The sequence below is a fragment of the Coprococcus sp. HPP0074 genome (assembly GCF_964238105.1).
In the GTDB taxonomy this organism is placed as follows: domain Bacteria; phylum Bacillota; class Clostridia; order Lachnospirales; family Lachnospiraceae; genus Faecalimonas; species Faecalimonas umbilicata.
Genome location: NZ_CAXSKS010000007.1, coordinates 152,444 through 178,189 on the forward strand (window position 1 = coordinate 152,444; position 25,746 = coordinate 178,189).

21 protein-coding genes and 1 riboswitch are annotated in these 25,746 nt (G+C 43.0%); all 21 genes read left to right on the forward strand.

Going from position 1 to position 25,746, the window contains the following annotated elements; all coding sequences use genetic code 11:
* Positions 1 to 22 precede the first annotated feature (22 nt).
* The 21 genes from ACESPO_RS10285 (at position 23) to thiD (ending at position 25,724) form a co-directional block, all read left to right on the forward strand.
* Positions 23 to 280, forward strand: coding sequence for an HPr family phosphocarrier protein (locus ACESPO_RS10285; protein ID WP_009262366.1), 258 nt, complete (start codon positions 23 to 25; stop codon positions 278 to 280).
* A 333-nt stretch (positions 281 to 613) separates the two neighbouring features.
* On the forward strand, positions 614 to 1,972 hold the full coding sequence (locus ACESPO_RS10290) for a 5-bromo-4-chloroindolyl phosphate hydrolysis family protein (RefSeq protein WP_270601224.1): 1,359 nt from the start codon (positions 614 to 616) through the stop codon (positions 1,970 to 1,972).
* A 42-nt stretch (positions 1,973 to 2,014) separates the two neighbouring features.
* Entirely contained in the window at positions 2,015 to 3,154 is a 1,140-nt protein-coding gene (locus ACESPO_RS10295; protein WP_116441298.1) for a toxic anion resistance protein, read from the forward strand.
* A 275-nt stretch (positions 3,155 to 3,429) separates the two neighbouring features.
* Positions 3,430 to 5,157: an ABC transporter ATP-binding protein gene (locus ACESPO_RS10300; protein ID WP_116441299.1), complete on the forward strand. Its 1,728-nt coding sequence runs from the start codon at positions 3,430 to 3,432 to the stop codon at positions 5,155 to 5,157.
* A complete protein-coding gene (locus ACESPO_RS10305) occupies positions 5,157 to 7,007 on the forward strand; it encodes an ABC transporter ATP-binding protein (protein ID WP_207667235.1) in 1,851 nt (616 codons plus the stop codon). Before ACESPO_RS10300 ends, ACESPO_RS10305 begins: the two co-directional genes overlap by 1 nt.
* A gap of 27 nt (positions 7,008 to 7,034) precedes the next feature.
* Positions 7,035 to 7,472 (forward strand): MarR family winged helix-turn-helix transcriptional regulator, encoded by a 438-nt coding sequence (locus ACESPO_RS10310; RefSeq protein ID WP_016438361.1) that lies wholly within the window; start codon positions 7,035 to 7,037, stop codon positions 7,470 to 7,472.
* A gap of 47 nt (positions 7,473 to 7,519) precedes the next feature.
* The gene (locus ACESPO_RS10315) at positions 7,520 to 7,909 is read left to right on the forward strand and encodes a DUF3783 domain-containing protein (protein ID WP_009262359.1); all 390 of its coding nucleotides are present in this window, start codon (positions 7,520 to 7,522) and stop codon (positions 7,907 to 7,909) included.
* Positions 7,910 to 8,131: 222 nt separating this feature from the next.
* Positions 8,132 to 8,836 (forward strand): response regulator transcription factor, encoded by a 705-nt coding sequence (locus tag ACESPO_RS10320; protein ID WP_499788779.1) that lies wholly within the window; start codon positions 8,132 to 8,134, stop codon positions 8,834 to 8,836.
* Positions 8,808 to 10,916 carry a sensor histidine kinase gene (locus ACESPO_RS10325; RefSeq protein ID WP_119987810.1) on the forward strand — a complete coding sequence of 703 codons (2,109 nt, stop codon included), beginning with the start codon at positions 8,808 to 8,810 and terminating at the stop codon, positions 10,914 to 10,916. The genes ACESPO_RS10320 and ACESPO_RS10325 overlap by 29 nt, the downstream gene beginning before the upstream one ends.
* Positions 10,917 to 11,031: 115 nt before the next feature.
* Positions 11,032 to 11,229, forward strand: coding sequence for a hypothetical protein (locus tag ACESPO_RS10330; RefSeq protein ID WP_009262355.1), 198 nt, complete (start codon positions 11,032 to 11,034; stop codon positions 11,227 to 11,229).
* Between the two features lie 194 nt (positions 11,230 to 11,423).
* Positions 11,424 to 11,564 carry a hypothetical protein gene (locus ACESPO_RS10335; RefSeq protein WP_016438366.1) on the forward strand — a complete coding sequence of 47 codons (141 nt, stop codon included), beginning with the start codon at positions 11,424 to 11,426 and terminating at the stop codon, positions 11,562 to 11,564.
* Complete coding sequence (gene kdpA, locus ACESPO_RS10340; RefSeq protein ID WP_499788780.1) at positions 11,565 to 13,301, forward strand: potassium-transporting ATPase subunit KdpA; 1,737 nt, start codon at positions 11,565 to 11,567, stop codon at positions 13,299 to 13,301.
* Between the two features lie 24 nt (positions 13,302 to 13,325).
* Entirely contained in the window at positions 13,326 to 15,383 is a 2,058-nt protein-coding gene (gene kdpB, locus ACESPO_RS10345; RefSeq protein ID WP_009262352.1) for a potassium-transporting ATPase subunit KdpB, read from the forward strand.
* A 25-nt stretch (positions 15,384 to 15,408) separates the two neighbouring features.
* Positions 15,409 to 16,053, forward strand: coding sequence for a potassium-transporting ATPase subunit KdpC (gene kdpC, locus ACESPO_RS10350; RefSeq protein WP_116441304.1), 645 nt, complete (start codon positions 15,409 to 15,411; stop codon positions 16,051 to 16,053).
* Positions 16,046 to 18,031, forward strand: a complete 1,986-nt coding sequence (locus tag ACESPO_RS10355; RefSeq protein ID WP_499788781.1) for a DUF4118 domain-containing protein — start codon at positions 16,046 to 16,048, stop codon at positions 18,029 to 18,031. Before kdpC ends, ACESPO_RS10355 begins: the two co-directional genes overlap by 8 nt.
* 143 nt (positions 18,032 to 18,174) lie before the next feature.
* Complete coding sequence (locus ACESPO_RS10360) at positions 18,175 to 19,524, forward strand: TrkH family potassium uptake protein (RefSeq protein ID WP_499788782.1); 1,350 nt, start codon at positions 18,175 to 18,177, stop codon at positions 19,522 to 19,524.
* A gap of 10 nt (positions 19,525 to 19,534) precedes the next feature.
* The gene (locus ACESPO_RS10365) at positions 19,535 to 20,182 is read left to right on the forward strand and encodes a potassium channel family protein (RefSeq protein WP_008974955.1); all 648 of its coding nucleotides are present in this window, start codon (positions 19,535 to 19,537) and stop codon (positions 20,180 to 20,182) included.
* Positions 20,183 to 20,228: 46 nt separating this feature from the next.
* Positions 20,229 to 21,980 (forward strand): ATP-binding protein, encoded by a 1,752-nt coding sequence (locus ACESPO_RS10370; RefSeq protein WP_016438372.1) that lies wholly within the window; start codon positions 20,229 to 20,231, stop codon positions 21,978 to 21,980.
* Positions 21,973 to 22,674 (forward strand): response regulator, encoded by a 702-nt coding sequence (locus ACESPO_RS10375; RefSeq protein WP_009262347.1) that lies wholly within the window; start codon positions 21,973 to 21,975, stop codon positions 22,672 to 22,674. The genes ACESPO_RS10370 and ACESPO_RS10375 overlap by 8 nt, the downstream gene beginning before the upstream one ends.
* 106 nt (positions 22,675 to 22,780) lie before the next feature.
* Positions 22,781 to 24,595, forward strand: a complete 1,815-nt coding sequence (locus tag ACESPO_RS10380; protein WP_116441307.1) for an ABC-F family ATP-binding cassette domain-containing protein — start codon at positions 22,781 to 22,783, stop codon at positions 24,593 to 24,595.
* 22 nt (positions 24,596 to 24,617) lie between these two features.
* A riboswitch (TPP riboswitch) is annotated at positions 24,618 to 24,725 on the forward strand.
* Between the two features lie 207 nt (positions 24,726 to 24,932).
* Complete coding sequence (thiD, locus tag ACESPO_RS10385; RefSeq protein ID WP_116441308.1) at positions 24,933 to 25,724, forward strand: bifunctional hydroxymethylpyrimidine kinase/phosphomethylpyrimidine kinase; 792 nt, start codon at positions 24,933 to 24,935, stop codon at positions 25,722 to 25,724.
* Positions 25,725 to 25,746 lie beyond the last annotated feature (22 nt).

Here is a 25,746-nt window from a genome sequence, read left to right on the forward strand (position 1 = left end):
AGAAAGAAAAGAGGAAAAGAAAATGAAAGAATTTAAGTACACAATCACAGATAGCCAGGGAATTCATGCCAGACCGGCGGGTCTTCTTGTCAAAGAGGCGGCAAAATTTGCATCGGATATCAAAATTGAGAAAGCAGGAAAAGCAGCAGATGCGAAGCGTATTTTCGGTGTGATGGGGCTTGCGGCAAAGCAGGGAGAAGAAGTTGTAATTCGGGTAGAAGGAGCCGATGAAGCTGAGGCAGCAGCGGCAATGGAAACATTTTTTAAAGAAAATTTATAAAAAGTATTTAGAAAAACAAAGATTGTAGGAGCGATTCACAGGAAAAGGGATTGCTCCTTTTTTTATTTTCATGTAATCTATAGTAAGATAGAAAAAGCAAAAATGGACGCAAAAATCAGACGAAGAGCTTTTAAGCATTGAATTGTAAATATAGAAGGTGAGGAGGAAAAATATATGATGGATTCCAAAGAAGCAAAGCAAAGAATGGTTGAAGGGAGACTGTATCTTCCTTTCCAGGAATGATTTTTAGAAAAAGTTCATTGTAAAAAAATTTGGTTTTTTATATAATAGAAGAAAATCAGAGCGCAAAAAGAGAAAGGCTGCGATAGAGTTATGGATAACAGAGATTTTTCGAATATAGGTGAGCAGGTCAGCAAGATGGTCGACGATGCGATGCGGTCGATGAACTTCAGTAAGTTGAATCAGGATATCGGAAGGACAGTGAACCAGGCACTGGAGGAAGCACGACGGCAGTTTGGGGGATACAGAGATACGGATTTCCTTCCGCATGTAGATCCTCATAGCAAATACGACCGTGCAGACCAGTCCAAGTGGCAACAGAATATGGGAGGTCAGAAGCGTACTTATGAAAGAACAACCCAGTCAGAAAGCGCAGACCGAACTTATGGAAGCACAGCACGGTCAGGAAGCGCAGAGCAGGCATATGGGAGAAAGAAGTATGCAGGTGGTGCTGGTCAAAGTCAGCCGGCAGCGACGTATGAGAAGAGGGTTCAGCCAGTTGGGAAAGTATCTGGGATTTTGCTGATCGTGTTTGGCTCGTTGGGACTTGGTTTGGGAGGCTTGTTGGAGCTGATTTTGCTGATTTCTTCTCTGTTTACCGGGCACCTGCATCTGCTAGGTATTTCCTTAATTGTTCAGCTTCCGATTTTTATTTTGTCGCTGATACTTTTATGGAAAGGGCTTTCCAACAGAAAAGGATATAAAAAAGTGCTTCGCTGTGTGGAAATATTAAATGGACGAGCGTTCTGTCAGATTGAGGAACTGGCGGCGAAGATGAATCTTTCGGAGAAAGAGATGTTGAGGGAGTTAAAGAAGATGATCCGACGGGGAGCATTTCCTCAAGGGCATATTGATGAGCAGGGGACTTGTCTGATGTTGGATGATAAGTCGTATCAACAGTATTTACAGGCACAGCAGTCGTGGAAACAGCGAGAAGAAGAGCAGAAGGCGGCAAAACAGAGACAGGCAGAGCAGAAGAAAGAGCAGCGGAGAGAGGAGAAAAAGGAAGCCCAGGAGATTTCTCCGGAAATTCAGGAGATGGTTCAGGAAGGTGGACGATATATTACGTCACTTCGAGAGGCAAATGATGCAATTCCGGGAGAGGTGATTTCGGCGAAATTAGATAAATTGGAACTGATCATCAGTAAGATTTTTGAGTCCGTGATCCGTCATCCGGAGCAGGCGGGAGAGATGAAAAAATTTATGGAATATTATTTGCCGACAACATTGAAGCTGGTCAATACTTATCGGGAGTTTGACGGACTTCCGGTCAAAGGTGAGAATGTTACAACAGCAATGACAGAGATTGAGCGCACGATGGATACGATCATTGTCGCATTTGAGAAGCTTTTGGATGACTTGTTTCAGGATACGGCATTTGATGTGTCAGCAGATATCTCTGTGCTGGAAGCAATGTTTGCGAGGGAAGGCTACAAAGAGAGTGATTTTTAGAAGTGTGTCAGAAAATGGCAGATGAGGATAGGAGGAATCAAGATGGCACAGGATTTAGATGAGATGATGCAGAAAGCGCCGACATTGACGTTGGACCCATTCGGAGAAGAGAAGGCGGCGGTGGCAGAGAAGGAACCGGAGCCACTTGTGAAAGAAGAGGAAGTGAATCTCTCTCCGGAAGAGAGACGCATGGTGGAAGAATTTGCGGCGAAGATTGATCTGCACAGTTCCAATATGATTTTACAGTACGGTGCAGGGGCGCAGAAGAAGATGGCGGATTTTTCAGAGACGGCGCTGGAGAATGTGCGCACAAAAGACCTCGGAGAAGTAGGGGAAATGCTGGCAAGTGTCGTATCGGAGTTGAGAACTCTAGAGGAAGAAGAGGAAGATAAGGGCTTTTTTAGCTTCTTTAAGAAAAGTGGGAATAAGCTGGCAAATATGAAAGCAAAGTATGAGAAGGCGGAAGGAAATGTCGAGCGAATCTGTGATGCACTTGAGAGCCATCAGATTCAGTTATTGAAAGATATTGCAATGCTTGACAAAATGTATGAATTAAATGTCACTTATTTTAAAGAATTGTCGATGTATATTGCTGCAGGAAAACGAAAGCTGGAAGAAGTGCGCACTACAGAGATGGCACAGCTTGAAGCAAAGGCAAAGGGAAGCGGCTTGCCGGAAGATGCACAGGCGGTAAGTGATCTTTCGTCTCTTTGTAATCGGTTTGAGAAGAAGATCCATGATTTAGAACTGACAAGGGCGGTTTCGCTTCAGATGGCTCCGCAAATTCGTCTTGTGCAGAGCAATGATACATTAATGTCAGAGAAGATTCAGTCGACGATCGTCAATACGATTCCGCTTTGGAAGAGTCAGATGGTACTGGCAATCGGTGTGGAAAATTCTGCGAAGGCCGCGAAAGCACAGCGGGAAGTGACCGACATGACAAATGCCCTGCTCCGCAAAAACGCAGAGACATTGAAAATGGCAACGATTGAGACCGCAAAAGAGACGGAGCGAGGCATTGTGGATATGGAAACACTGAAGGCGACAAATGAGTCGTTGATCGCTACGCTGGATGAAGTGATGAAAATCCAGACAGAGGGAAAGGAAAAACGTCGTGCAGCAGAGGTGGAGTTAAATCGTATGGAAGGGGAACTAAAGCAGAAGCTTTTGGAGATTCATTAGTACAGAGAAAAAAGAACAGCGATGTTTTAGAAAATGCAGGAGAGGCTGCGGAGGTGAGAGAATACTTCCGCAGCCTTTCATATTGCAAGAGGAAAGAGTTTATTGGTGCTTTTCATTGACAATGGAAAAAAATATGTTTATGATAAAGATGATTGTTGTATATACAACTAATGTATATGAAAATATTGTAACTGTGACAGTTGTATATGTATAGAGGTATACGCAGGAAGAGAAGATTGCAGAAGTGTTAGAGAAAAAGGAAGGGGTTTGATGGAATGCTAAAACGGTTTTATGTGTACATGGAAAAGTATAAGATGTATGCGGTGCTAAGCTGCCTTTGCGTGGCATTTGAAACGCTTTTTGAGCTGATCATTCCGATGATCATGGCAGATATCATTGATGTTGGCGTGGCGAATGGAGATCAGGCATATATTCTGGAGAGAGGATTGCAGATGGTATTCTGTGCCGGGATTTCTCTAGTTCTCGGGATCGGGTATGCCAGGTTTGCGGCACTTTGTGGGCAGGGGCTTGGAGCAGAACTCAGGAAGGCGGAATATCGTAAAATACAAGAATTTTCTTTCTCAAATACGGATAAGTTTTCCACTTCTTCGCTTGTAACGAGATTGACAAGTGATGTGACATTGATCCAAAATGCTGTTTCAAACGGAATCCGTCCGCTGATCCGGGCTCCATTAATGATGGTGACCGGAATGATCTTGTCTTTCTTATTGAATGCGAAGCTGGCGCTTGTATTCTTTGTCGCGGCGCCTACACTTGGAATCTGCCTTTGGCTTGTGATCCGAAAAGTCAGACCACTGTATACGAGGATGCAGTCGGCAATAGACCTTGTAAACCGGATGATTCAGGAAAATCTGACGGCAATCCGTGTTGTGAAGGCATATGTCCGGGAAGATTATGAGAAAGTGAAATTTGCGCAGGTCAATCAGGAACTAAAAAGTATTTCTGAGAAATCTTTTCGAACAGCTGTGCTAAATATGCCTGCCATGCAGCTTGTCATGTATACAACGATCATATGCATTTTATGGTTCGGAGGAAAACTGATCTTTGCCGGGGAGATGCAGGTCGGAGAACTGACAGGTTTTTTAAGCTATGTTCTTCAAATTTTAAACTCGCTGATGATGATCTCAAATGTGTTTCTGATGCTGACAAGAGCGATGGCTTCTGGAAAGCGGATTTTGGATGTACTTGATGAAGAGATTGATCTGAAAGAGGATCCGGAAGCGACAGGTGAGATCAAAGCCGGAGAGATTGAATTTCGGAATGTTTCTTTTAAATATAAAAAAGAAGGAAAAAAATATGTGCTTTCGAATGTATCTTTTCATATTGAACCGGGGCAGACGGTAGGAATCATTGGAGGGACCGGATCTGCAAAGTCTACACTTGTACAGCTGATCCCAAGGTTGTATGACGTGACAGAAGGAGAGATTTTGATCGATCAAATACCGGTTAAACAATATCCGCTGAAGCATCTGCGTGAGGCGGTCGCTATGGTACTTCAGAAAAATACGTTGTTTACGGGTACGATTGCGGACAATCTGCGCTGGGGAAAAGAAGATGCAAGTGAGGAAGAGTTGATGAAAGCATGTCGTATGGCATGTGCAGATGAATTTCTTTTACAGATGAAAGATGGACTTTCTTCACAGGTGGAACAAGGTGGCGTGAATCTGTCCGGTGGACAGAAACAACGACTGTGCATTGCCAGAGCATTGCTGAAGCGGCCGCGCATTTTGATTCTGGATGATTCTACAAGTGCGGTGGACACAGCAACCGAGGCGAAGATCAGGGAGGCGTTGCAGAACAGTCTCGCTGATACGACAAAAATTATTATTGCACAGAGAATTACTTCGGTGATGCATGCGGATCAGATTCTGATCATGGAAGATGGAAAGCTGAATGATTGTGGAACACATGAGGAACTGTTGCAGCGAAATGAGATTTATCAAGAGATTTATTACTCTCAGCAGGAAGGATGTGGACTGTAATGGCAAGGACGATGAACTATAAAAAACCAAAAGACACAAAGAAAACATTGAAAAGATTACTTGGGTATCTCGGTGTACATAAGATTGCCGTGGCCATTGTAGCCATCCTTGTTACTGTCAGCAGTGTGGCGAGCATTCTTGGGACATATCTTTTAAAGCCGGTTGTCAATCGCTATATTCTTCCGGGGGATGTGGAAGGACTTGCGAGAATGCTTTTCTTTATGGGAGTGATGTATGCGGTAGGAGTACTTGCAACTTATGGCTATGGACAGATTATGGCGCGTACGGGACAGCAGGTGGTAAGTGAGATCAGAGAAGATTTGTTTCGTCACACTCAGGGGCTTCCATTGTCATATTTTGATGGACATACACATGGGGAGCTTATGAGTCGATTTACGAATGATGTAGATACGATCTCAGAAGCGTTAAACAACAGTTTCACAACTTTGATCCAGAGTTTTTTTACGATTGCCGGAACAATTATCTGTATCATTCTTCTGAATTTTAAGTTGTCACTGATTGTGTTGGTGTTCATGCTTTTGATGTTTTTATTCATAAAGTATAGCGGTGCAAGGGGAAAGCGGTATTTTAACAGCCAGCAGAAATATTTAGGTGAGGTCAACGGATTTATCGAGGAGATGGTGGATGGACAGAAGGTCGAAAAAGTGTTTAACCATGAAGAGGTGGATTTTAAAGAATTTTCCAAAAGAAATGAAAATCTCCGGAAAGCTTCCACAAGTGCATTTCAGTATTCCGGAATGCTGATTCCTACAATCGTCAGCCTCTCCTATGTCAATTATGCGGTTTCTGCATGTGTAGGTGGGTTGTTTGTGATCCAAGGGATGATGGATCTCGGAAGCCTTGCATCGTATCTGGTTTACGTCAGGCAGAGTGCGATGCCGGTCAATCAGTTTACAATGCAGGTCAATTTCCTGCTGGCAGCATTGTCCGGAGCAGAGAGGATTTTCGATATGATGGACGAAGAACTGGAGTGGGACGAGGGAACTGTCACACTGTGCAGAGTTCGGAAAAAAGAAGATGGCTCTTTGGAGGAATGCAGAGAGAGAAGTGGAAAATGGGCATGGAAAGATACGGAGGATGGGACAGTGGTCCCGCTATGTGGAGATGTACGCTTTCATGAGGTAGAGTTTGGATATACAGAAAAGAAACAGATCTTAAAGAAGATCAGTCTCTATGCCAAGCCAGGTCAGAAAATTGCCTTTGTCGGTTCGACTGGCGCAGGAAAGACGACGATCATTAATCTGATCAACCGTTTTTATGATGTGCAGGGCGGATGTATTACTTATGATGGGATTGATGTGAAAAAAATCAAGAAGGCAGATCTTAGAAGATCTCTTGGACTGGTACTTCAGGACACTCATTTATTTACGGGGACGATTGCAGAAAATATCCGCTATGGAAATCTGGATGCAAGTCAGGAGGAAGTGGAGCAGGCAGCGAAACTGGCCAATGCAGATTCTTTTATCCGGCGCCTCCCAAACGGATACGATACGATGATCGAAAGTGACGGTGCAAATCTGTCACAGGGGCAGAGACAGCTGCTTGCAATTGCAAGGGCGGCAGTTGCAGATCCTCCGGTGCTGATTCTTGATGAGGCGACAAGTTCTATCGATACAAGAACGGAGCGATTGATCGAGAAAGGAATGGATTCTCTGATGAAGGGACGTACAGTATTTGTCATTGCTCACAGGCTCTCTACGGTTAGAAATTCCAATGCGATCATGGTGTTAGATCATGGGGAAATTATCGAGCGGGGAGACCACGAGGAGTTGTTGGAGCAGAGAGGAAGGTATTACCAGTTATATACGGGACAGTTTGAATTGGAATAAACAGGAAAGAAAAGAGGAAAAACATATATGGAAAAAACGGCGATGATCAGAGACCTTTTGTTCTGCCTTGATATGGAGCGCAGACAGACGTTAAGACCGAAATTTGAAAAGCTGGGGCTGACACCGGGACAGCCGGGAGTGCTGAAGGCGTTGTTGAAAAAGACAGAAATTACGCAGAAAGAACTGGCGCAGATGTGTCATGTAGACCAGACGACGTTGTCAAGAAATCTAGATAAGCTTGTCCAACTAGGATATGTAGAAAGAAAGACCGATGAGGAGTGCAGGAGATGTTTTCTCATCTCATTGACACCGACTGGAAGCGAGAAGGCAAAGGAAGTTTCGATTGTCTTTCAAGAGTTGGAGAAGCGTCTGACGAATGGATTTTCAGAGGAGGAGCAGAAGATGCTTTACAGTTATCTTGAGCGGATGCTTTGCAATTTGAGGAACGAAGAAGTATCATTGTAGAAGAGCAGAGGGAACAATATCTGCCTGGAAGAAATGGAGGAAACGAGATGAATTTTGAGACCGTGTTATTGTATAATTTTGATGAGGGCGAGAAGGCGCGTAAGATTAAGATGGTGCTTTTAAAAATGAAGGTAAAGATAAAAAAAGTGTCAAAGGAGCAGTATTTGGAGCCGATTGGATTTTTGGCGGGAAATAAGGAGATACCATCGTCCGGGGACATTTATGAGGGGGAAGGATTTCCAGAGGAAATGCTTGTGATGAAAGGATTTACAAGCAGCAGGATCGACTTGCTATTAAAGGAGTTTCGAAAAGCGGGAATCGCGAAAGTTAATCTGAAAGCGATTGTGACGGAGTACAATCAGAAATGGACATCTTTGGAACTGTATCATGAGTTGCAGGAAGAACATGCAAAGATGAATCCAAAACAGACATTATAAAGATACGCCTTGTCGGAAATTTTCGGCAGGGTGTATTTTTTTAATACTCGGGAAATTTCTATGAAAACCTTTAGAAAATCTTTAGAATTTTGTCCGTGGGATATTTAGAACTCTGCTTTATACTAGGTTTTGCAAAGGAAAAGTAGTATACTGAAACTGTTTATGGAAGATTTTATTCTATTATAGAAAGTATACGAAAAGGAACGAAAGGGAGCAGGGGATATGAAGAATCAGATAGTAATTGTAGAAGATGATAAAGAGATTAGGGAGGGTGTGGAGATTTATCTGCGCAGCCAGGGGTACACAGTCTTTCAGGCAGAGAATGGGAAGGAGGACTTAGCAATTATTGAGCGGGAAAAGATCGATCTGGCAATCGTTGACATTATGATGCCGGTGATGGACGGGATCACGATGACGATGAGACTTAGGGAAAAATATGAATTTCCGGTCATTATGTTATCGGCAAAATCAGAGGAGGTGGATAAAGTAATGGGGCTTAATATCGGCGCAGATGATTATGTCACAAAGCCATTTACCCCGATGGAACTGATGGCGCGGGTGAACTCTCAGCTTCGCAGATACAATCGATTTCAGGAGGCTCTCAACAAAAAAGAAGAAAAGGAAAGATCCTATATGATCGGAGGGCTGGAGGTCAATGAAGACCGTGTGGAAGTGCTTGTGGACGGAAGACAGGTCAAGATGACGCCGATTGAATTTAAGATTTTGCTGCTTTTGATCAAACATCCGGGAAGAGTCTTTTCCGCAGAGGAGATCTATGAGAGAGTCTGGAATGAAAAAGCGGTCAACACGGAGACGATCATGGTACATATCCGGAATATCCGGGAAAAGATTGAGATTAATCCAAAAGAACCAAAGTATGTAAAGGTGGTGTGGGGAATTGGCTACAAGATGGAAAAACAAATGTAAGATCAAATATTTTTTATGGACGCTGCTCTGCATAGTTCCGGCGATGGTGATTTTGTCCGCCTATCCGCATATACGAGAGCAGAGTGAGAAAGAGAGCAGAAAATATTATACGACACGGGAATTCGCGGAAATGCTTTACAATGGAAATCAAGTTTTATATGAAGAAATCAGTGGGGCGAATACGCGGGAGCTGGATCCATCGGGAAATTCTTTCCGGGAAATCCGTCCATATCTTCAATATGAAGTGTTAAATAAAAATGGAAAAACGATTCTAAAGAACGGGGAGTCTTTAAAACAACTTCTTGCACAAGATCATCTAAAAAAATATGACTGGATCGTACAGATGGAATACGATCATCTTGGAAATGCAGAAGTGACAGAATGCTATGGAACTTATGCCCAGAAAATGAAAGTGCGTCTGTCGGAAGGACTGTATTATCAATACGAAGATCAATATGAAGATGTAGAGACAGCAGAAGAGATGGGAACTCCGGCGGACTGTACATTTTTATATGGTATGACTAAGGAACAGGGGGAGGCATATCAGTCCTATATCGGGAATCCGTTTTATGCCGTTTATTATAGAAGCGGAATGGCGGATATGATCAGAATTTCGATTTTTGTTCTGATCGGTGCGGCGATACTTCTTCCGTTTGTGAAAAAATTAAATACCGGAAACGAGAGAGGGTTCCAGATGCCGGTAGAAATCATTGGAATTACTGTCATAGGACTGCTGATCTTGTGGGAGGCAGTTACCAGTCTGGTCATCAGCACAATGAGAGGAGATATTCAGGATAGACTGGTACAGCTCGGATTGAGCAATGGAGATGCAGAAAGTATGGTCATGGCATGGAATCTGATTGTCTGGATCATATACTTCAGTCTGATTTACTGGGTGACAGGAAGCATCCGAAATCTAATCAGTATCGGATGGAAACAAGCAGTCAGAGAAAGGATATTTTTGATTCCGTTTCTGAAAAAACATCGTGCGAAACTGGAAAAAGCATGTTCTTTTCTGAAAAAGAAATGGAGCGGACTGGCAAAGCGAGTTGATATATTCTTTCGGATTGATTTGCAGGAACAATCCAATAAAGTAATCTTCCGGTTTGTTGCAGCACAGTTTGTGATCGTATCACTGTTTTGTATGGGATGGTTCTTTGGAATTGCGGGAGTGCTGATCTACTCAGTGGTCTTATTCCGGACTATCTGCAAAAAGTATTATAAGATCAAACAGGATTATCAGCGGATGCTTCAGGCGACAGAGAAGATTGCATCCGGCAACCTTGATATGTCTATGGAACAGGATTTCGGAATTTTTGATCCAGTCAGAAAGCAGTTACTCCAGATCCAGAGCGGATTTAAGTCAGCGGTAGACGAAGAGGTCAAAAGTCAGAAGATGAAGACGGAGCTGATCACCAATGTTTCCCACGATCTGAAAACACCGCTGACCGCAATCATCACTTATGTGAATCTGCTGAAAGAAGAAGGAATCACGGACGAAGAGCGAGAAAACTATATCAACGTGTTGGAGCGAAAATCTATGCGGCTCAAAGTACTGATTGAGGATTTATTTGAGGTCAGCAAGGCGACAAGCAAAAATGTGAAGCTTGAATTGGCAAAAGTAGACATTATTTCACTTTTAAAACAGGTGAGGTTAGAACTGAGTGAACGGGTGGAGAAATCCGAGCTTGATTTCCGGTGGAACTTTCAGGAGGAAAAGGTGTATCTTACTTTAGATAGTCAGAAGACCTATAGGATCTTTGAAAATCTGTTGATCAATATTTTGAAATATTCACTGGAAGGTACGAGGGTGTATATCGATGTGTCAGATAACGAGGATATAGTTACGATCACAATGAAAAATATCTCCAAAGGAGAATTAAATTTTAATCCGGGAGATATTACAGAGCGATTTGTTCGCGGGGATGTTTCAAGAAACACAGAAGGATCCGGGCTGGGACTTGCGATTGTCAAAAGCTTTGTGGAACTTCAGAAAGGGAAACTTACAATCGAGGTAAACGGAGATCTGTTTGTTGCGCGGATTGAGTGGAGACGAACAGAGATGGAGGAGATTTCCTAACAGACATCTTGCCTGTAAAAAACAATCCTTATTTGATTTTAACTTTACGCACTTCTTTTTAGAAGTATTTTAATTCCTGACATGATAATCTGTGGAAAGCATAAGGAGGGAATGAATGATGAAGCAGATAATCAGTCGGGTGACGACGATGAAAAAGAAATGCAAAGAAGAGTTTGATCATTTTTCAGATAAATATCCAGTTGCGACATGTGCGCTTGCATTTTTAGGAGCACCGGCTTTACTTGTCGGAGCACTTACACTCACTACAACTGTGGTGATGCTGCCATTTGGTATAGTCTTTGGGTGGATATAAAATGGGAAGAGGGCTTCCGGCATTAAAAAGTTATAATAGAAGTTTTAGAAAAAGCAATTATCCAATAGGGTAGTTGCTTTTTTTGATATCAAATTTTATAGGATTTTAATGGAAAAGTGAAGATTTATAACACCGGCTTAATTTTCGTTATGCTAATTTGATATGGAAACAAATGGAGAAGGAAGGTATGAATAATGATAACAGATATTTTTATGATTTTGTTGTTGCTGATCTGTTTTGGAAGTATGAAGCTGCTGGCGGACTGGTGCGAAAAGCAGGTCGGGACAGCCAAAGAAAGAAAAAAAGAAAAATACTATCATGTGGAGGAAAAATAAATGTTGCAGATTATTATCACACTGGCGATTTATATTGCATTGGTGATTCCAGTCGGAAATTACATGTATCATATCGCCACCAACCGAAAGACATTTGCAGATCCGGTATTTAACAGAATAGACCGGATGATGTATAAAGTGTGCAGAATCAAAGGCGAGGGAATGACGTGGAAACAATACGCGATCAGTCTTTTGATGACAAATGCGGTGATGGTATTTGCAGGGTATTTCATTCTAAGAGTGCAGGGAATACTGCTGGCAAATCCAAATCAGATTGAAGGAATGGAACCGACACTGTCATTTAACACAATTATCAGTTTTATGACGAATACAAACCTTCAGCATTATGCCGGGGAATCCGGCCTTTCTTATTTAAGTCAGATGGTAGTCATTACCTTTATGATGTTTACGTCGGCCGCAACCGGATATGCAGCCTGTATGGCATTTTGCAGAGGAATTACTGGAAATAGCAAAGGTGTCGGGAACTTCTATGAAGATGTGATCCGCATCACTACAAGAATTTTACTTCCGTTTTCGATTGTGATTGGAATCCTTCTGATCTGGCAGGGAGTACCGCAGACACTGGCAGGAACTGCAACTGTGGAGACGATAGAGGGAAGACTTCAGGATATTGCAATGGGGCCGGTAGCGGCGCTTGAGAGTATCAAACATCTCGGAACAAATGGCGGAGGATTCTTCGGAGCAAACTCTTCCACTCCATTTGAAAATCCGACTATCATTTCCAACCTCATTGAACTATATTCGATGATGCTTTTACCGGGTGCCTGTGTCATTACTTTTGGTAAAATGGCCGCAGAGAGGAAAAAGGAGAAAACAGGAAACGCAGTCGCAAAGATCAAAAGAAATGTGACTTGCTTTGGTTCTCAGGGAAGAACGATTTTTGCAGCAATGTCTATCTTATTCCTTGTAGGACTTACCGTATGTTATTTGGCGGAGAAGTCTGGCAATCCTTTGCTTGCAGAAGCGGGACTGGATCAGACGGTTGGGAATATGGAAGGAAAAGAGGTTCGTTTTGGAGTTGCGCAATCAGCACTTTTCACTACAACGACCACTTCCTTTACGACTGGAACTGTCAACAATATGCACGATTCACTGACCCCGCTCGGAGGAATGATCCCGATGCTTCATATGATGTTAAACTGTGTGTTTGGCGGCAAGGGTGTCGGATTGATGAATATGATCATGTATGTGATTCTTGCTGTATTTTTATGCGGTCTGATGATTGGTCGGACGCCGGAATACCTGAATAAGAAGATTGGGGGAAAAGAGATGAAGCTGGTTGCGATTGTGCTGATCATTCATCCGCTTCTGATTCTCGGTTTCTCCGCACTGGCAGTGATGACAAGTGCAGGGCAGGAAGGAATTACAAATCCGGGATTTCACGGATTGTCGCAAGTATTGTATGAATATGCTTCTTCAGCAGCGAACAATGGTTCTGGTTTTGAGGGACTTGCAGATAATACTTATTTTTGGAACATTACGACGGGACTTGCGATGTTTTTCGGAAGATATATTGCGATGATCGCGCAGCTTGCAATCGCCGGAAGTTTTCTTGCGAAGCGAAGAGTCAATGAGACAGTCGGAACACTCCGCACAGACAACGTACTGTTCGTATTTATTCTTGTGTTTGTTGTGTATATTTTTGCAGCACTTACATTTTTCCCGGCACTGGCACTTGGACCGATTGCGGAACATCTTGTGCTGTGGATGCCATAATAGGGTGAAAGGATCTTGACGGAAATGGAAGAACAAAGTAAAAAAACAAAATTTATTACAAAGGATATTATGAAATCTGCTGTCATCGGATCGTTTCAGAAATTAGATCCGAGATATATGATAAAAAATCCGGTCATGTTCGTTGTGGAAATTGGATTTTTTATTACACTGGTGCTGACAGTTTTCCCGACAATCTTCGGGGATGAGGCAAATTTAAGAGTCTATAATGGAATTGTCACCGTGATCTTGTTTGTCACAATCCTGTTTGCGAACTTTGCGGAATCTGTCGCAGAAGGACGGGGAAAGGCACAGGCAGAAACATTAAAGAAGACAAAGAAAGATACGACTGCCGTTCTTCTGATGAAAGATGGCAGCGAGAAGAAAATCAGTGCATCAGAGTTGAAAAAAGGTGATATCGTCATCGTACGGACAAATGAGATGATACCGGGGGACGGAGAAGTGATCGAAGGAATCGCATCTGTCGATGAGTCTGCGATCACCGGAGAGTCTGCCCCGGTCACAAGAGAAGCAGGAGGAGATTTCTCATCGGTAACAGGAGGAACGACAGTAGTCAGCGACTGGCTGAAAGTAAGAATCACTTCAGATCCGGGGCATTCTTTTCTTGACAAAATGATTTCACTTGTTGAGGGCGCTTCCAGAAAGAAGACACCAAATGAGATTGCGCTGAACATTCTGTTGATCAGTCTGACGGTTATTTTCTTGATCGTTGTTGTGACGCTTTATTGTTTCGCAGATTATTCTGGAGTTGAGATTCCAGTGGCAACACTGATCGCATTGCTTGTCTGCCTGATCCCGACTACGATCGGGGGATTGCTTTCGGCAATCGGTATTGCGGGAATGGACCGTGTAACAAGATATAATGTCATTGCATTGTCTGGAAAGGCAGTGGAAGCATGTGGTGATGTCGATACGATGATTCTTGATAAGACCGGTACGATTACATATGGAAACAGACTGGCAGCCGATTTTATTCCGGTGGAAGGGATAAAAAAGGAAGATCTGATTGATTATGCAGTAATGACTTCCTTAAGTGATGCAACACCGGAAGGAAAATCTGTAGTAGAGCTTGGAAAGACAATGGGAACAAGAATGGAAGAGTCTGTGGCAGATCAGGTAGAGTTTGTGGAATTCACTGCTCAGTCAAAGATGAGCGGTGTCAATCTGGAAGATGGCACACAAATCCGGAAAGGTGCCTTTGACGCAATCAAAAAATATGTTGCTGCCAAAGGAGGAAAGATTCCTTCTGATCTGGAAAAAATCGTGACAGATATCTCAAGTCTTGGAGGAACACCACTTGTTGTCTGTGTGGAGAATGTCATCTACGGTGTGATTTACCTGAAAGATACCGTAAAACCGGGGCTTGTGGAACGATTTGAACGGTTAAGAGAGATTGGTATCAAAACGATCATGTGCACCGGGGATAACCCGCTGACAGCGGCAACCATCGCAAAAGAAGCAGGTGTGGACGGATTTATCGCAGAGTGTAAGCCGGAAGATAAGATTGATGAGATTAAGAAAGAGCAGGGAGAAGGAAAGATTGTTGCGATGACTGGAGATGGGACAAATGATGCACCGGCGCTTGCACAGGCGGATGTCGGACTGGCGATGAACAGTGGAACTTCCGCAGCGAAAGAAGCAGCCAACATGGTCGATCTGGATTCCGATCCGACTAAGATTCTGGAAGTCGTGGAGATTGGAAAACAGCTTCTGATTACGAGAGGATCCCTGACAACATTCAGTATTGCAAACGATGCAGCAAAATATTTTGCGATCATTCCGGCAATGTTTACACTTGTCATCCCGCAGATGCAGGTATTAAATATTATGAAACTGTCCACACCATTCAGCGCAATCCTCTCTGCTTTGATCTTCAATGCGATCATCATTCCGTGTCTGATCCCGATTGCAATGAAAGGTGTCAAATATAAACCGATGCGTTCTGAAAAAATGCTTTTAAAGAACATGGGAATCTATGGACTTGGTGGAATCATCGTTCCATTTATCGGTATCAAGCTGATTGATATTGTAGTGACACCTTTGCTCGCACTATTAGGATTATAGAGACAGAAAAAAGGAGAAGAGAAAGATGAAAAATTTTACATCTTATTTAAAAAAAGCATTTGGCATCACACTGGTACTGATCGTGCTGTGCGGAGTTGTTTATCCGCTTGTGATGACGGGAGCAGGCCAATTACTCTTTAAAAAACAGGCAAATGGAAGTATGATAGAAATAAACGGAAAGAAAGTCGGTTCAGAATTGATTGGACAGGAGTTTGAAGGGGAACAGTATTTTCAGGGAAGAGTTTCTTCGGTAAATTATAATGTATATTCAGAGAAAGAAAAAGAGGACGGCACTTACACAGGACCGGCTTCCGGTTCTTACAACTATGGAAGCACGACGGAAGAACTTCAGACGCGCGTGGAAAAAGATATGGAAGCATTTCAAAAGAAGTATGAGAATGCTACAGGAAAAGAATTGGAAGGAGAGGTACCAGCAGATCTTCTGACCGCTTCCGGTTCCGGGTTAGATCCTCATATTAGTCCAGCATCCGCTAAAGTCCAGATTCCGATTGTAGTTGCAAACAGTGGACTTTCTGAGGAAGAAGTGGAAACAATCGTAGAAGAGAATACAGAACATAAGTTTCTCGGAATCTTCGGAGAAGAGAAGGTAAATGTGTTGAAGTGTAACATCGAGATTGCCGAGAAGATGGGAGTTACATTGGATGAATAAAAAAGAAACAGGACAGATGTGTATATTTTTAGGTTATGCGGCGGGAGTCGGAAAGACTTACGCCATGCTGGAAGCGGCGCATGATCTGAAGAAAAGCGGTGTGGATGTGGTTGCCGGATATATTGAACCGCATGAGCGTGCAGAGACAAGGAGCAAAGAAGAGGGGCTGGAAAAAATTCCACCCCTTCTTGTCGATTATAAAGGAATCAAACTGAGAGAGGTAGATTTAAACGGAATTTTAAAGAGAAATCCGGAAGTAGTTTTGATTGATGAATTAGCTCACACAAATGCGCCGGGCATGTGCCATCAGAAACGGTATGAAGACATTGAAGAGATTTTAAACGCAGGAATTGATGTCTATACGACCGTTAATATACAGCACCTGGAAAGTTTGAACGATATCGTAGGAAAGATTTCCGGGATACACGTCAAGGAGCGGATTCCAGATTTTATTTTTGATAGGGCAACACAGATTAAGCTGATTGATATTGAGCCGGACGTGCTGATCCAGCGTCTCAAAGACGGGAAAATTTATAAATCTACACAGGCAGAGCGGGCACTTCATAACTTTTTTGCGAAAGAAAAGCTGATTGCTCTTCGAGAAATCACACTTCGGAGGACTGCAGATAAAGTCAACCGGGAGGCAGCGAAAGGACAACAGGCAGTGTCGGGAGATGAGAAGCGGGAAATTTATCAAGGGGAACATATTCTTGTCTGTATTTCTCCGGCACCAAGTTGCGAGAAAGTCATCCGCAGCGCATCGAGGCTTGCCTATGCCTTTCAGGGAAAATTTACAGCACTGTATGTAGAAACACCATCCCTGCAGAATGCGGATGAGCATGTGAAGAAGAAAAGAGATGAAAATATCAGGCTGGCGAGGCTTCTAGGCGCTAAAATCGCAACGGTCTTCGGTGAGGATGTTGCGTTTCAGATTGCAGAGTATGCAAGAATCAGCGGAGCATCAAAGATTGTCATTGGGAGAACGAGTCATCGCTCAGTACTGGGGCAGCGGAAGCGGAATCTGACAGATCAGATTGACAGCTACACAAAGGGCATAGAAATCTACATTATTCCGGATAGACAGAGCAACAAGAGAAAGTGGAGCGAAGAGTTCAAAAAGAAGAGAGGTGTTGATTCTCAGAGAAGGGAAGGATGTGGAGCAGAAGTGATAAAAGGGTTTCTGTCGCTTATATTGTCGACGGCAGCCGGACTGGGAATGCAGTATCTTGGATTTTTAAATGCAGACATTATCATGGTTTATCTGCTTGGAATATTGCTTCTTTCTCTATATACAAGACGGTGGTTTCTACCGGCAGCAGTATCGCTGATCAGTGTGTTGGTTTTTGATTTTTTGTTTGTAGAGCCGTTATACAGTCTAGAAATCTATAAGAAAGGGTACGGTATGACGTTTCTTTTTATGCTGATTTTTTCTCTGAGCATTTCAGCGATCATTTCTAATGCCAGAAGACAAGCAAGAGAAAGTGCCAAGATGATGTATCGGACAGAACTTCTCCTTGACAATAGCAGGAGAATGCGCCGGGTAGATAATATTAAGGACATTTTAAAAGAATTGAGCGGTCAGGTGTTAAAGCTTATGAATCTTCCGGTTGTATTCTTCTTGAATAAAGATGGGAAAGCGGTGGGACCGTGGGTGTTTCCAAAAGAAGGAGAGTCGAGAGAAGAGTTACGAGGTATGATAGATAATCAGGAATGGGCAGTGGCAGACTGGGTGATTGCAAATAAGAAGCGTGCAGGCTGCTGCACACATACACTTCCGGGGGCAAAGGCAGTGTATCTTCCGATTCAGACAAGTGATGAAATTTACGGTGTAATGGGAATTCTACTTGAAGAAAAACGACAAATTCCATCATTTGAATATGGACTTCTGACTGCAATGCTAAATGAGGCGGCATTAGTGTTTGCGAGAATCAATCTGGTGAGTGGACGGATGGAAAGAAGAAACGAAGAAAAAGAATGACAAATAATAAAAATAGTATTAAAATCTTTATACGATTTTAATACTGGCATATTTTTCTTTATGCGGCGTTAATGAGTGTTAAAGTAATATAAAGAATACCGAGATCGAAGAAGAATCGGATAACTTTTTTCAGGAGATATTTTATGGACGTGATACAAAAAAAATTACATTTTTCTTCTCCGCAGATGATTATTTTTGGATTTATTCTTGTAAATCTGATGGGTTGTCTTCTGCTGATGCTTCCATCCTCTACAGTAGAAAAGGTAGGGACTTCATTTTCGGATGCATTATTTACATCAACGTCAGCAATTTGTGTGACCGGATTGGTGATTCATGACACTGCGAGTTACTGGTCGATGCAGGGACAGCTGATCATTATGGTGTTGATCCAAATCGGAGGAATGGGAGTGATCACAGCAGCTTCTGCCATTGCAATTCTTTCGGGGAGAAAGATCGGTCTGATGCAGAGAAGTACGATGCAGGAATCAATTTCCGCGACACAGGTAGGAGGAATTGTAAGACTGACCGGATTTATTCTGCGGGCGATGCTGGCAATCGAGCTTCTCGGAGCAATTTTCATGGCGCCTGTATTCTGTGAAGAATTTGGGATGAAGAAAGGAGTGTGGTATGCAGTATTTCATTCGGTATCTGCGTTTTGCAATGCAGGTTTTGACTTGATGGGGGTGAACCAACCGTTCTCCTCTCTGACCGGATTTAACGGAAATACTACAATCAACCTTGCAATCATAGCGTTGATTGTGATTGGTGGAATTGGATTTTTGACTTGGGATGATATTTGGCACCACAGACTACATTTTCACAAGTATCGTCTGCAAAGTAAGGTTATTTTGACTGTGACAATTCTTTTAATTTTGCTTCCGGCACTGTATTTTTATTTTTATGAGTTTGGAAGAACTGAGTGGACGAACCTTAGCGAAAAAGAGAGGATTCTTGCGTCTGCATTTCAGTCTGTAACGCCAAGAACGGCAGGGTTTAATACGGTTGATCTGAACCGTATGAGTGAGCCAAGCCAGTTGATCATGATCTTGCTGATGTTGATCGGCGGTTCACCGGGATCGACGGCGGGTGGATTTAAGACGACGACACTTGCTGTGTTGCTTCTTACTTCTTTTGCAGTTTTTTTCAGGAAAGAAGATGTACAGTGTTTCGGAAGAAGAATTCCGTCAGAGACAGTGAAGAATGCAGCGACCATTTTGTTTTTGTATATGTCCTTGTTTCTTCTGGGGGGAGTCGTGATCAGTTGTGTCGATCAGGTTCCACTCATGGGAGCGCTGTTTGAGACATCGTCGGCAATTGGGACCGTTGGGTTGTCCCTTGGTTTAACACCTCAGCTGAGTCTGTTTTCCCACATGATTTTAATCCTTCTCATGTTCTGGGGAAGGGTCGGTGGGTTGACACTGATTTTTGCGGTTGTATCTGGACACCGTTTTACGAAATCAAAATTACCACAGGAAAAAATAACGATAGGTTAGGAGAAGAGATATGAAATCAGTATTATTAATCGGATTAGGACGTTTTGGGAGACATGTTGCCAGAAAATTAAATGAAATGAATCATCAAGTTTTGGCGGTAGACAAAAACGAAAAGAGAGTGGAAGATGCACTTCCATATTTGACAAGTGCACAGATTGGGGACAGCACAGAGGAGGCATTCGTACGTTCTTTGGGAGTACGAAATTTTGATGTCTGTATCGTTGCAATCGGAGATGCATTCCAGAGTTCTTTGGAAACGACAAGTCTTTTAAAAGATTTGGGAGCCAGAAAAGTTGTAGCGCGTGCGGCAAGAGATGTTCATGCGAAGTTTTTGTTGAGAAATGGGGCGGACCATGTAGTGTATCCGGAAAAGCAGCTTGCAGCATGGACGGCAATCCGCTATACATCTGATCACATTTTTGATTATATTGAATTGACACCGGATTACTCTATTTATGAGACGGAGACACCAAAGGCATGGGTGGGAAAGACCATCCATCAGTTAGATATTCGCAGGAAATATAATGTGACACTTCTTGCAGTAAAAAAAGATGATCAGATTAATCCGGAGATTCATTCCGATTATTGTTTCAAAGAAGATGAGACACTTCTTGTTCTTGGAAAAAATAAAAATGTACAGAAGTGTTTCCATATTTAATGGAATAGATAAGAAAATATAGCAGAGTCAGAAGGGCGGTCACAGGATGCAGAATATATGGATGATCATTGTATTTTTATCAGCGGGAATCATAGGCTTCTGGTGCATGAAGAAAATTGACAGTTTGTTTGAAAAAAATCAGGAGAAATATCTGCGAGAGTGGGAAACAGAAGATATGCTCGCAGAAGAAAGTGAGACAGAGAGCAGGAGCAGGGAAAAAGGATGGGCGGAGAGAAGTATTTCTCTCTACCATGAGAAAAAGGTAAAGCAGGAACAGAAGTACTATATGCTCTCAGACTGGGTAAAGACAGTAGTTGTAGCAACTGTAACAACAGTACTTAGCCTTCTGTTTGAGGAATTGGGAATCCGCCAGTCTAATATTGTGACAGTCTATATTTTAGGGGTGCTTGTCACAGCGGCGATCACAGCAAGTAGGATTTACAGCTTGACGCTCTCGGTGTTCAGTGTGCTGATCTTTAATTTTTTGTTTACCGCTCCGAAATATACGCTGAAAGCATATGATACAGGATATTTTATTACATTTGGAATTATGTTTTTATCAGCATTGATTACGAGCTCTCTGACGGTAAAGCTGAAAAATAATGCGAGAGAGGCGGCACAGACTGCATTTCGGACACAGATTTTATTTGATATGAATCAGCTGCTGCAACAGGAGCGGGACAAAAAAGATATTCTTGAAGTCACAGCCATGCAGCTGATCAAGCTTCTGAATCGAAATATTGTAGTCTATGAGGTCGAGAAAGCATCTCTTTCGGCTCCGCATGTTTATTATTGCGGTGAAGAAGAGGAACAAGAATCGTATACGACCGAAGAGGAGCGGCAGGCCTGTCTATGGGTAATGAAGAACAATCGTCATGCAGGGGCAACAACAAAGATGTTCCCAAATGCCAAATGTTTATATCTGGCTGTTCGTGTCAATAACATGGTTTATGGAGTGATCGGGATTGCACTTGGAAACAGTCCGATGGATACTTTTGAGAAAAGTATTGTGCTTTCAATTCTCGGAGAATGTGCGCTTGCGCTGGAAAATGAGCAGAGTATCCGAGAGAAAGAGGAGGCTGCTGTTATGGCTCAGAATGAGCAGCTTAGAGCAAATCTTTTGCGTGCGATCTCTCATGATCTGCGGACTCCATTGACTGTAATATCAGGAAATGCGAGCAATCTTTTATCGAATGAAGATAAATTTGACAAAGAAACGAAACTTCGCTTATATGGAGATATTTATGACGACTCCATGTGGCTGATCAATCTTGTGGAAAATCTTTTGTCTGTGACAAGGATAGAAGATGGCAGACTGAACTTGAAGATGTCGGTGGAGCTGATCGATGAAGTGACTGCGGAATCCATACGCCATCTGCCAAGGAAAAGTGCAGAATATCAGATCCATTTAAAGAAAAATGATGAATTTCTCATGGCAAAGATGGATGTCAGATTGATTCTTCAGGTAATTATCAATCTGATTGACAATGCGCTGAAATACACGCCGGCGGGATCTGTCATAGAAGTTGCCTCACAGAAAAAAGAAAATATGGTGGAAGTGTCTGTCAGTGATAATGGACCAGGAATTAGTGCTGAGGCAAAAGAACACATTTTTGAAATGTTTTACACTGGAACACATAAGATTGTGGACAGTCGCCGCAGTCTGGGACTTGGGTTGTCGCTGTGTCGTTCGATTATAGAGGCGCACGAAGGAAGCATCCGGGTAGAAGACAATCATCCCCACGGATGCATTTTCACATTTACATTACCTGCAGAGGAGGTACATTTGAATGAATAAATTATTAATTTTAGTTGTCGAGGATGATACATCTGTACGAAATCTGATCACGACAACATTAAAGGCACACGGTTACCGCCATCAGACAGCTGCAAATGGACAGACAGCGATTTTGGAAGCATCCTCGTATAATCCGGATATTGTGCTTTTGGATCTGGGATTGCCGGATATGGATGGAGTAGAGATCATCCGAAAGATTCGCTCTTGGTCTAATATGCCGATCATTGTGATCAGTGCCAGAAGTGAGGATAATGATAAGATTGTGGCACTGGATGCGGGGGCAGACGATTATTTGACGAAACCATTTTCCGTAGAAGAATTGCTTGCAAGGCTGCGGGTGACACAGAGAAGACTTGCAATCATGCAAGGGGGAACCCAGGAAGAAAAGTCCACCTTCACAAACGGAAAACTGATGCTGGACTACGGCGCGGGATGTGCTTATATGGATGGAAAGGAATTACACTTGACACCGATTGAATATAAATTATTATGCCTGCTATCAAAACATGTCGGAAAGGTGTTGACACATACTTATATTACGCAGGAGATATGGGGTAGAAGTTGGGAGAACGACGTGGCATCGCTGCGTGTATATATGGCGACACTCCGCAAGAAGATCGAGAGCGAGCCGGATATGCCCCAGTATATCCAGACACATATCGGGGTGGGTTACCGGATGTTGCGAGTAGAATAATATATAGAGGAAAGAAAAACTTCTGAAATTCTTCCCCAGTCTGTCTTGAGAAAATCCATTGGAATCGATATAATGGGAAAGATGATAAAGATGAGGAGAATTGCAGATGAACATAATTAATATAGAGCATATCAGTAAAGTGTTTGGAGAGAAGCAAGTGTTTGATGATATTTCCTGTGGGATTCATCAGGGAGATAAAATTGGAATTATCGGAATCAATGGAACTGGCAAGACAACACTTCTGAAAATAATTGCAGGGCTGGAAGAGCCGGATCAGGGACAAGTGATTTTTCAAAAGGGACTTCGTGTCACCTATCTTCCGCAGTCGCCGAAGTTCCCGGAGCATGCAACAGTTCTTTCCTATGTGGCAGACGGTGCCGATGGAGCAGACTGGGGAAGAGAGAGTGAAGCAAAGAATGCGTTGAACCGCCTCGGGATTACAGATCATCACGAAGAGATTGATCATTTGTCCGGAGGCCAGAAAAAGCGCGTAGCACTTGCACGGACACTTGTCAATCCGGCAGATGTGTTGATTCTTGACGAGCCGACGAACCATATTGACAATGAGATGGCAGTCTGGCTGGAAGAGTATCTGAACCAGTGGAAAGGTGCGATCATCATGGTCACACATGACCGCTATTTTCTGGATCGGGTGACAAATAAGATTTTAGAAATCGACCATGGGAAATTATATTCCTACACGGCAAATTATTCACAGTTTCTGGAATTGAAAGCACAAAGAGAGGAGATGGAACTTGCCTCTGAGCGGAAAAGACAGAGCGTTCTCAGGATGGAACTGGAGTGGGCCAAGAGAGGATGCCGTGCCCGTACAACGAAGCAGAGAGCAAGGTTGGAGCGGCTTGAGGCACTGAAGAATGGAAAAGCTCCGGTCAGAGATGCTGAGGTTGAGATGGATTCTGTGGAAACGAGGATGGGAAAGAAGACGATCGAGCTGCACCATATTTCTAAGAGTTATGGGCAGAAAAAGCTGATCGATGATTTTGAGTATATTGTACTGAAAAATCAGCGGCTTGGGATCATTGGACCAAACGGATGTGGAAAATCTACATTGATGAAGATCATTACCGGGAAAGAAGAACCGGATCAGGGAACGGTGGAGATTGGCGATACCGTCAAGATTGGATATTTCGCGCAGGAAGTCACGGAGATGGATGAGAATCAGCGCGTGATCGATTATATCAAAGATGTGGCAGAATATGTTCCGACAAAAGATGGCAGAATTACAGCTTCACAGATGTTGGAGCGATTCTTATTTACTCCTGCAATGCAGTATACCCCGATCGGAAAGCTGTCCGGAGGGGAGAGGAGAAGGTTGTATCTTTTAAAAGTATTGATGGATGCTCCAAATGTATTGATTCTCGATGAGCCGACGAATGATCTTGATATTCCAACGCTGACCATCCTTGAGGACTATCTAGACTCTTTTTTGGGAATTGTGATCACAGTATCTCATGATCGGTATTTCCTTGATAATATTGCAGATCGTATCTTTGCATTTGAGGCTGGCGGAAAGCTTGTACAGTACGAAGGTGGTTACACGGATTATCTTGAAGCGAAAGAGCGCAAGAATGGGACTGTTGTCAGAGAATCTGAGGAATCCGCAAAGAAAAAGGCGGATCGAAAGAATTGGAAAAAGGATGCTCCGGAAAAGTTGAAATTTACTTATAAAGAACAAAAAGAATATGAGACGATCGATGATGAGATAGCATCTTTGGAGCAGAAAATCGAGGAGTTGGATGAGCAGATGATGCAATATGCTACAAATTCAGCGAAGCTTTCGGAAATCACCGAACAGAAAGAAGCTGCAGAAGCTACATTGGAAGAGAAGATGGAGCGGTGGGTATATTTAAATGATCTTGCAGAGCGAATTGAAAATCAGAAAAGTCTTGCATTGCTGTAAAATTGTGCTACAATAAAACTTGGAAAAGAACAAGGGGAGCTTGCGAAAAGCAGGCTGAGAGTAAGCTGTATGCTTAGACCCATAACCTGATTTGGATAATGCCAACGTAGGAAAATACCCGGTAGAAGTTTATGCTGTGATAGTACCCGCGCGGATTATCACAGCTTTTTTGTTACAGAAATTCTTTAGAATCCTGTAAAATTAGAATATTCCGTGCAGATCGTACCGCGACAGAGAGAACGGATGTCGCCGGAATAGCTATCGGGAACCCAAGAAGCGGCAGGCCGGGGGCACCACTTTCTGCCGCTATATAAAATTAATGCAAAAGGAGAACAAAATGAGAACAGCATTAACAATCGCTGGAAGCGATTCCAGCGGAGGCGCCGGCATTCAGGCAGATATCAAGACCATGATGGCACACCATGTATTTGGGATGAGTGCTATCACCGCATTGACTGCACAAAATACGACCGGCGTAATAGATATTATGGAGGTAACTCCTAAATTTCTGGAGGAAGAATTGCAGTGTATTTTTACTGATATTTATCCGGATGCAGTGAAAATAGGTATGGTATCATCGGCAGAACTGATGGAAGTCATTGCCCGGAATCTGAAAAAGTACAATGCAAAAAAGATTGTCGTAGATCCGGTGATGGTGGCGACAAGCGGCGCAAAATTAATGGAAGATACGGCGATTGCGACACTAAAAAGGACGTTGCTTCCGATGGCAGATCTTCTGACTCCGAATATTCCAGAGGCAGAAGTGCTTGCAGAGATGGAAATCTTCACGGAGGAAGATATGATCGCAGCTGCACAAAAGATCAGTGAGGCCTATGGATGTGCTGTCCTGTGTAAGGGCGGACATCAGAAGAACGATGCCAATGACCTATTATATCAAAATGGAACATTTCGATGGTTCCGTGGAAGAAGGATTGAGAATCCGAACACCCATGGAACTGGATGTACGCTTTCCAGTGCGATTGCTTCCAACCTTGCAAAAGGCTTTTCGATGGAAGAAAGTGTAGAAAATGCGAAGAATTACATTTCCGGGGCATTGGAGGCAATGTTGGATCTTGGAAAAGGAAGTGGTCCGATGGATCATGCTTTTCGGGTCGAAGGAGTGTATTAAGAGAAATGTTCAGAAGGACTGA

Bases quoted from the DNA above. Each gene is read 5' to 3' on its own strand.
- kdpC (WP_116441304.1), top strand. From the start codon at position 15,409: ATGAAAAATTTTACATCTTATTTAAAAAAAGCATTTGGCATCACACTG.
- kdpB (WP_009262352.1), top strand. From the start codon at position 13,326: ATGGAAGAACAAAGTAAAAAAACAAAATTTATTACAAAGGATATTATG.
- ACESPO_RS10300 (WP_116441299.1), top strand. From the start codon at position 3,430: ATGCTAAAACGGTTTTATGTGTACATGGAAAAGTATAAGATGTATGCG.
- ACESPO_RS10335 (WP_016438366.1), top strand. From the start codon at position 11,424: ATGATAACAGATATTTTTATGATTTTGTTGTTGCTGATCTGTTTTGGA.
- ACESPO_RS10330 (WP_009262355.1), top strand. From the start codon at position 11,032: ATGATGAAGCAGATAATCAGTCGGGTGACGACGATGAAAAAGAAATGC.
- ACESPO_RS10315 (WP_009262359.1), top strand. From the start codon at position 7,520: ATGAATTTTGAGACCGTGTTATTGTATAATTTTGATGAGGGCGAGAAG.
- ACESPO_RS10310 (WP_016438361.1), top strand. From the start codon at position 7,035: ATGGAAAAAACGGCGATGATCAGAGACCTTTTGTTCTGCCTTGATATG.
- ACESPO_RS10375 (WP_009262347.1), top strand. From the start codon at position 21,973: ATGAATAAATTATTAATTTTAGTTGTCGAGGATGATACATCTGTACGA.
- ACESPO_RS10320 (WP_499788779.1), top strand. From the start codon at position 8,132: ATGAAGAATCAGATAGTAATTGTAGAAGATGATAAAGAGATTAGGGAG.
- ACESPO_RS10285 (WP_009262366.1), top strand. From the start codon at position 23: ATGAAAGAATTTAAGTACACAATCACAGATAGCCAGGGAATTCATGCC.
- ACESPO_RS10360 (WP_499788782.1), top strand. From the start codon at position 18,175: ATGGACGTGATACAAAAAAAATTACATTTTTCTTCTCCGCAGATGATT.
- kdpA (WP_499788780.1), top strand. From the start codon at position 11,565: ATGTTGCAGATTATTATCACACTGGCGATTTATATTGCATTGGTGATT.
- ACESPO_RS10355 (WP_499788781.1), top strand. From the start codon at position 16,046: ATGAATAAAAAAGAAACAGGACAGATGTGTATATTTTTAGGTTATGCG.
- ACESPO_RS10305 (WP_207667235.1), top strand. From the start codon at position 5,157: ATGGCAAGGACGATGAACTATAAAAAACCAAAAGACACAAAGAAAACA.
- ACESPO_RS10370 (WP_016438372.1), top strand. From the start codon at position 20,229: ATGCAGAATATATGGATGATCATTGTATTTTTATCAGCGGGAATCATA.
- ACESPO_RS10290 (WP_270601224.1), top strand. From the start codon at position 614: ATGGATAACAGAGATTTTTCGAATATAGGTGAGCAGGTCAGCAAGATG.
- ACESPO_RS10380 (WP_116441307.1), top strand. From the start codon at position 22,781: ATGAACATAATTAATATAGAGCATATCAGTAAAGTGTTTGGAGAGAAG.
- ACESPO_RS10365 (WP_008974955.1), top strand. From the start codon at position 19,535: ATGAAATCAGTATTATTAATCGGATTAGGACGTTTTGGGAGACATGTT.
- thiD (WP_116441308.1), top strand. From the start codon at position 24,933: ATGAGAACAGCATTAACAATCGCTGGAAGCGATTCCAGCGGAGGCGCC.
- ACESPO_RS10295 (WP_116441298.1), top strand. From the start codon at position 2,015: ATGGCACAGGATTTAGATGAGATGATGCAGAAAGCGCCGACATTGACG.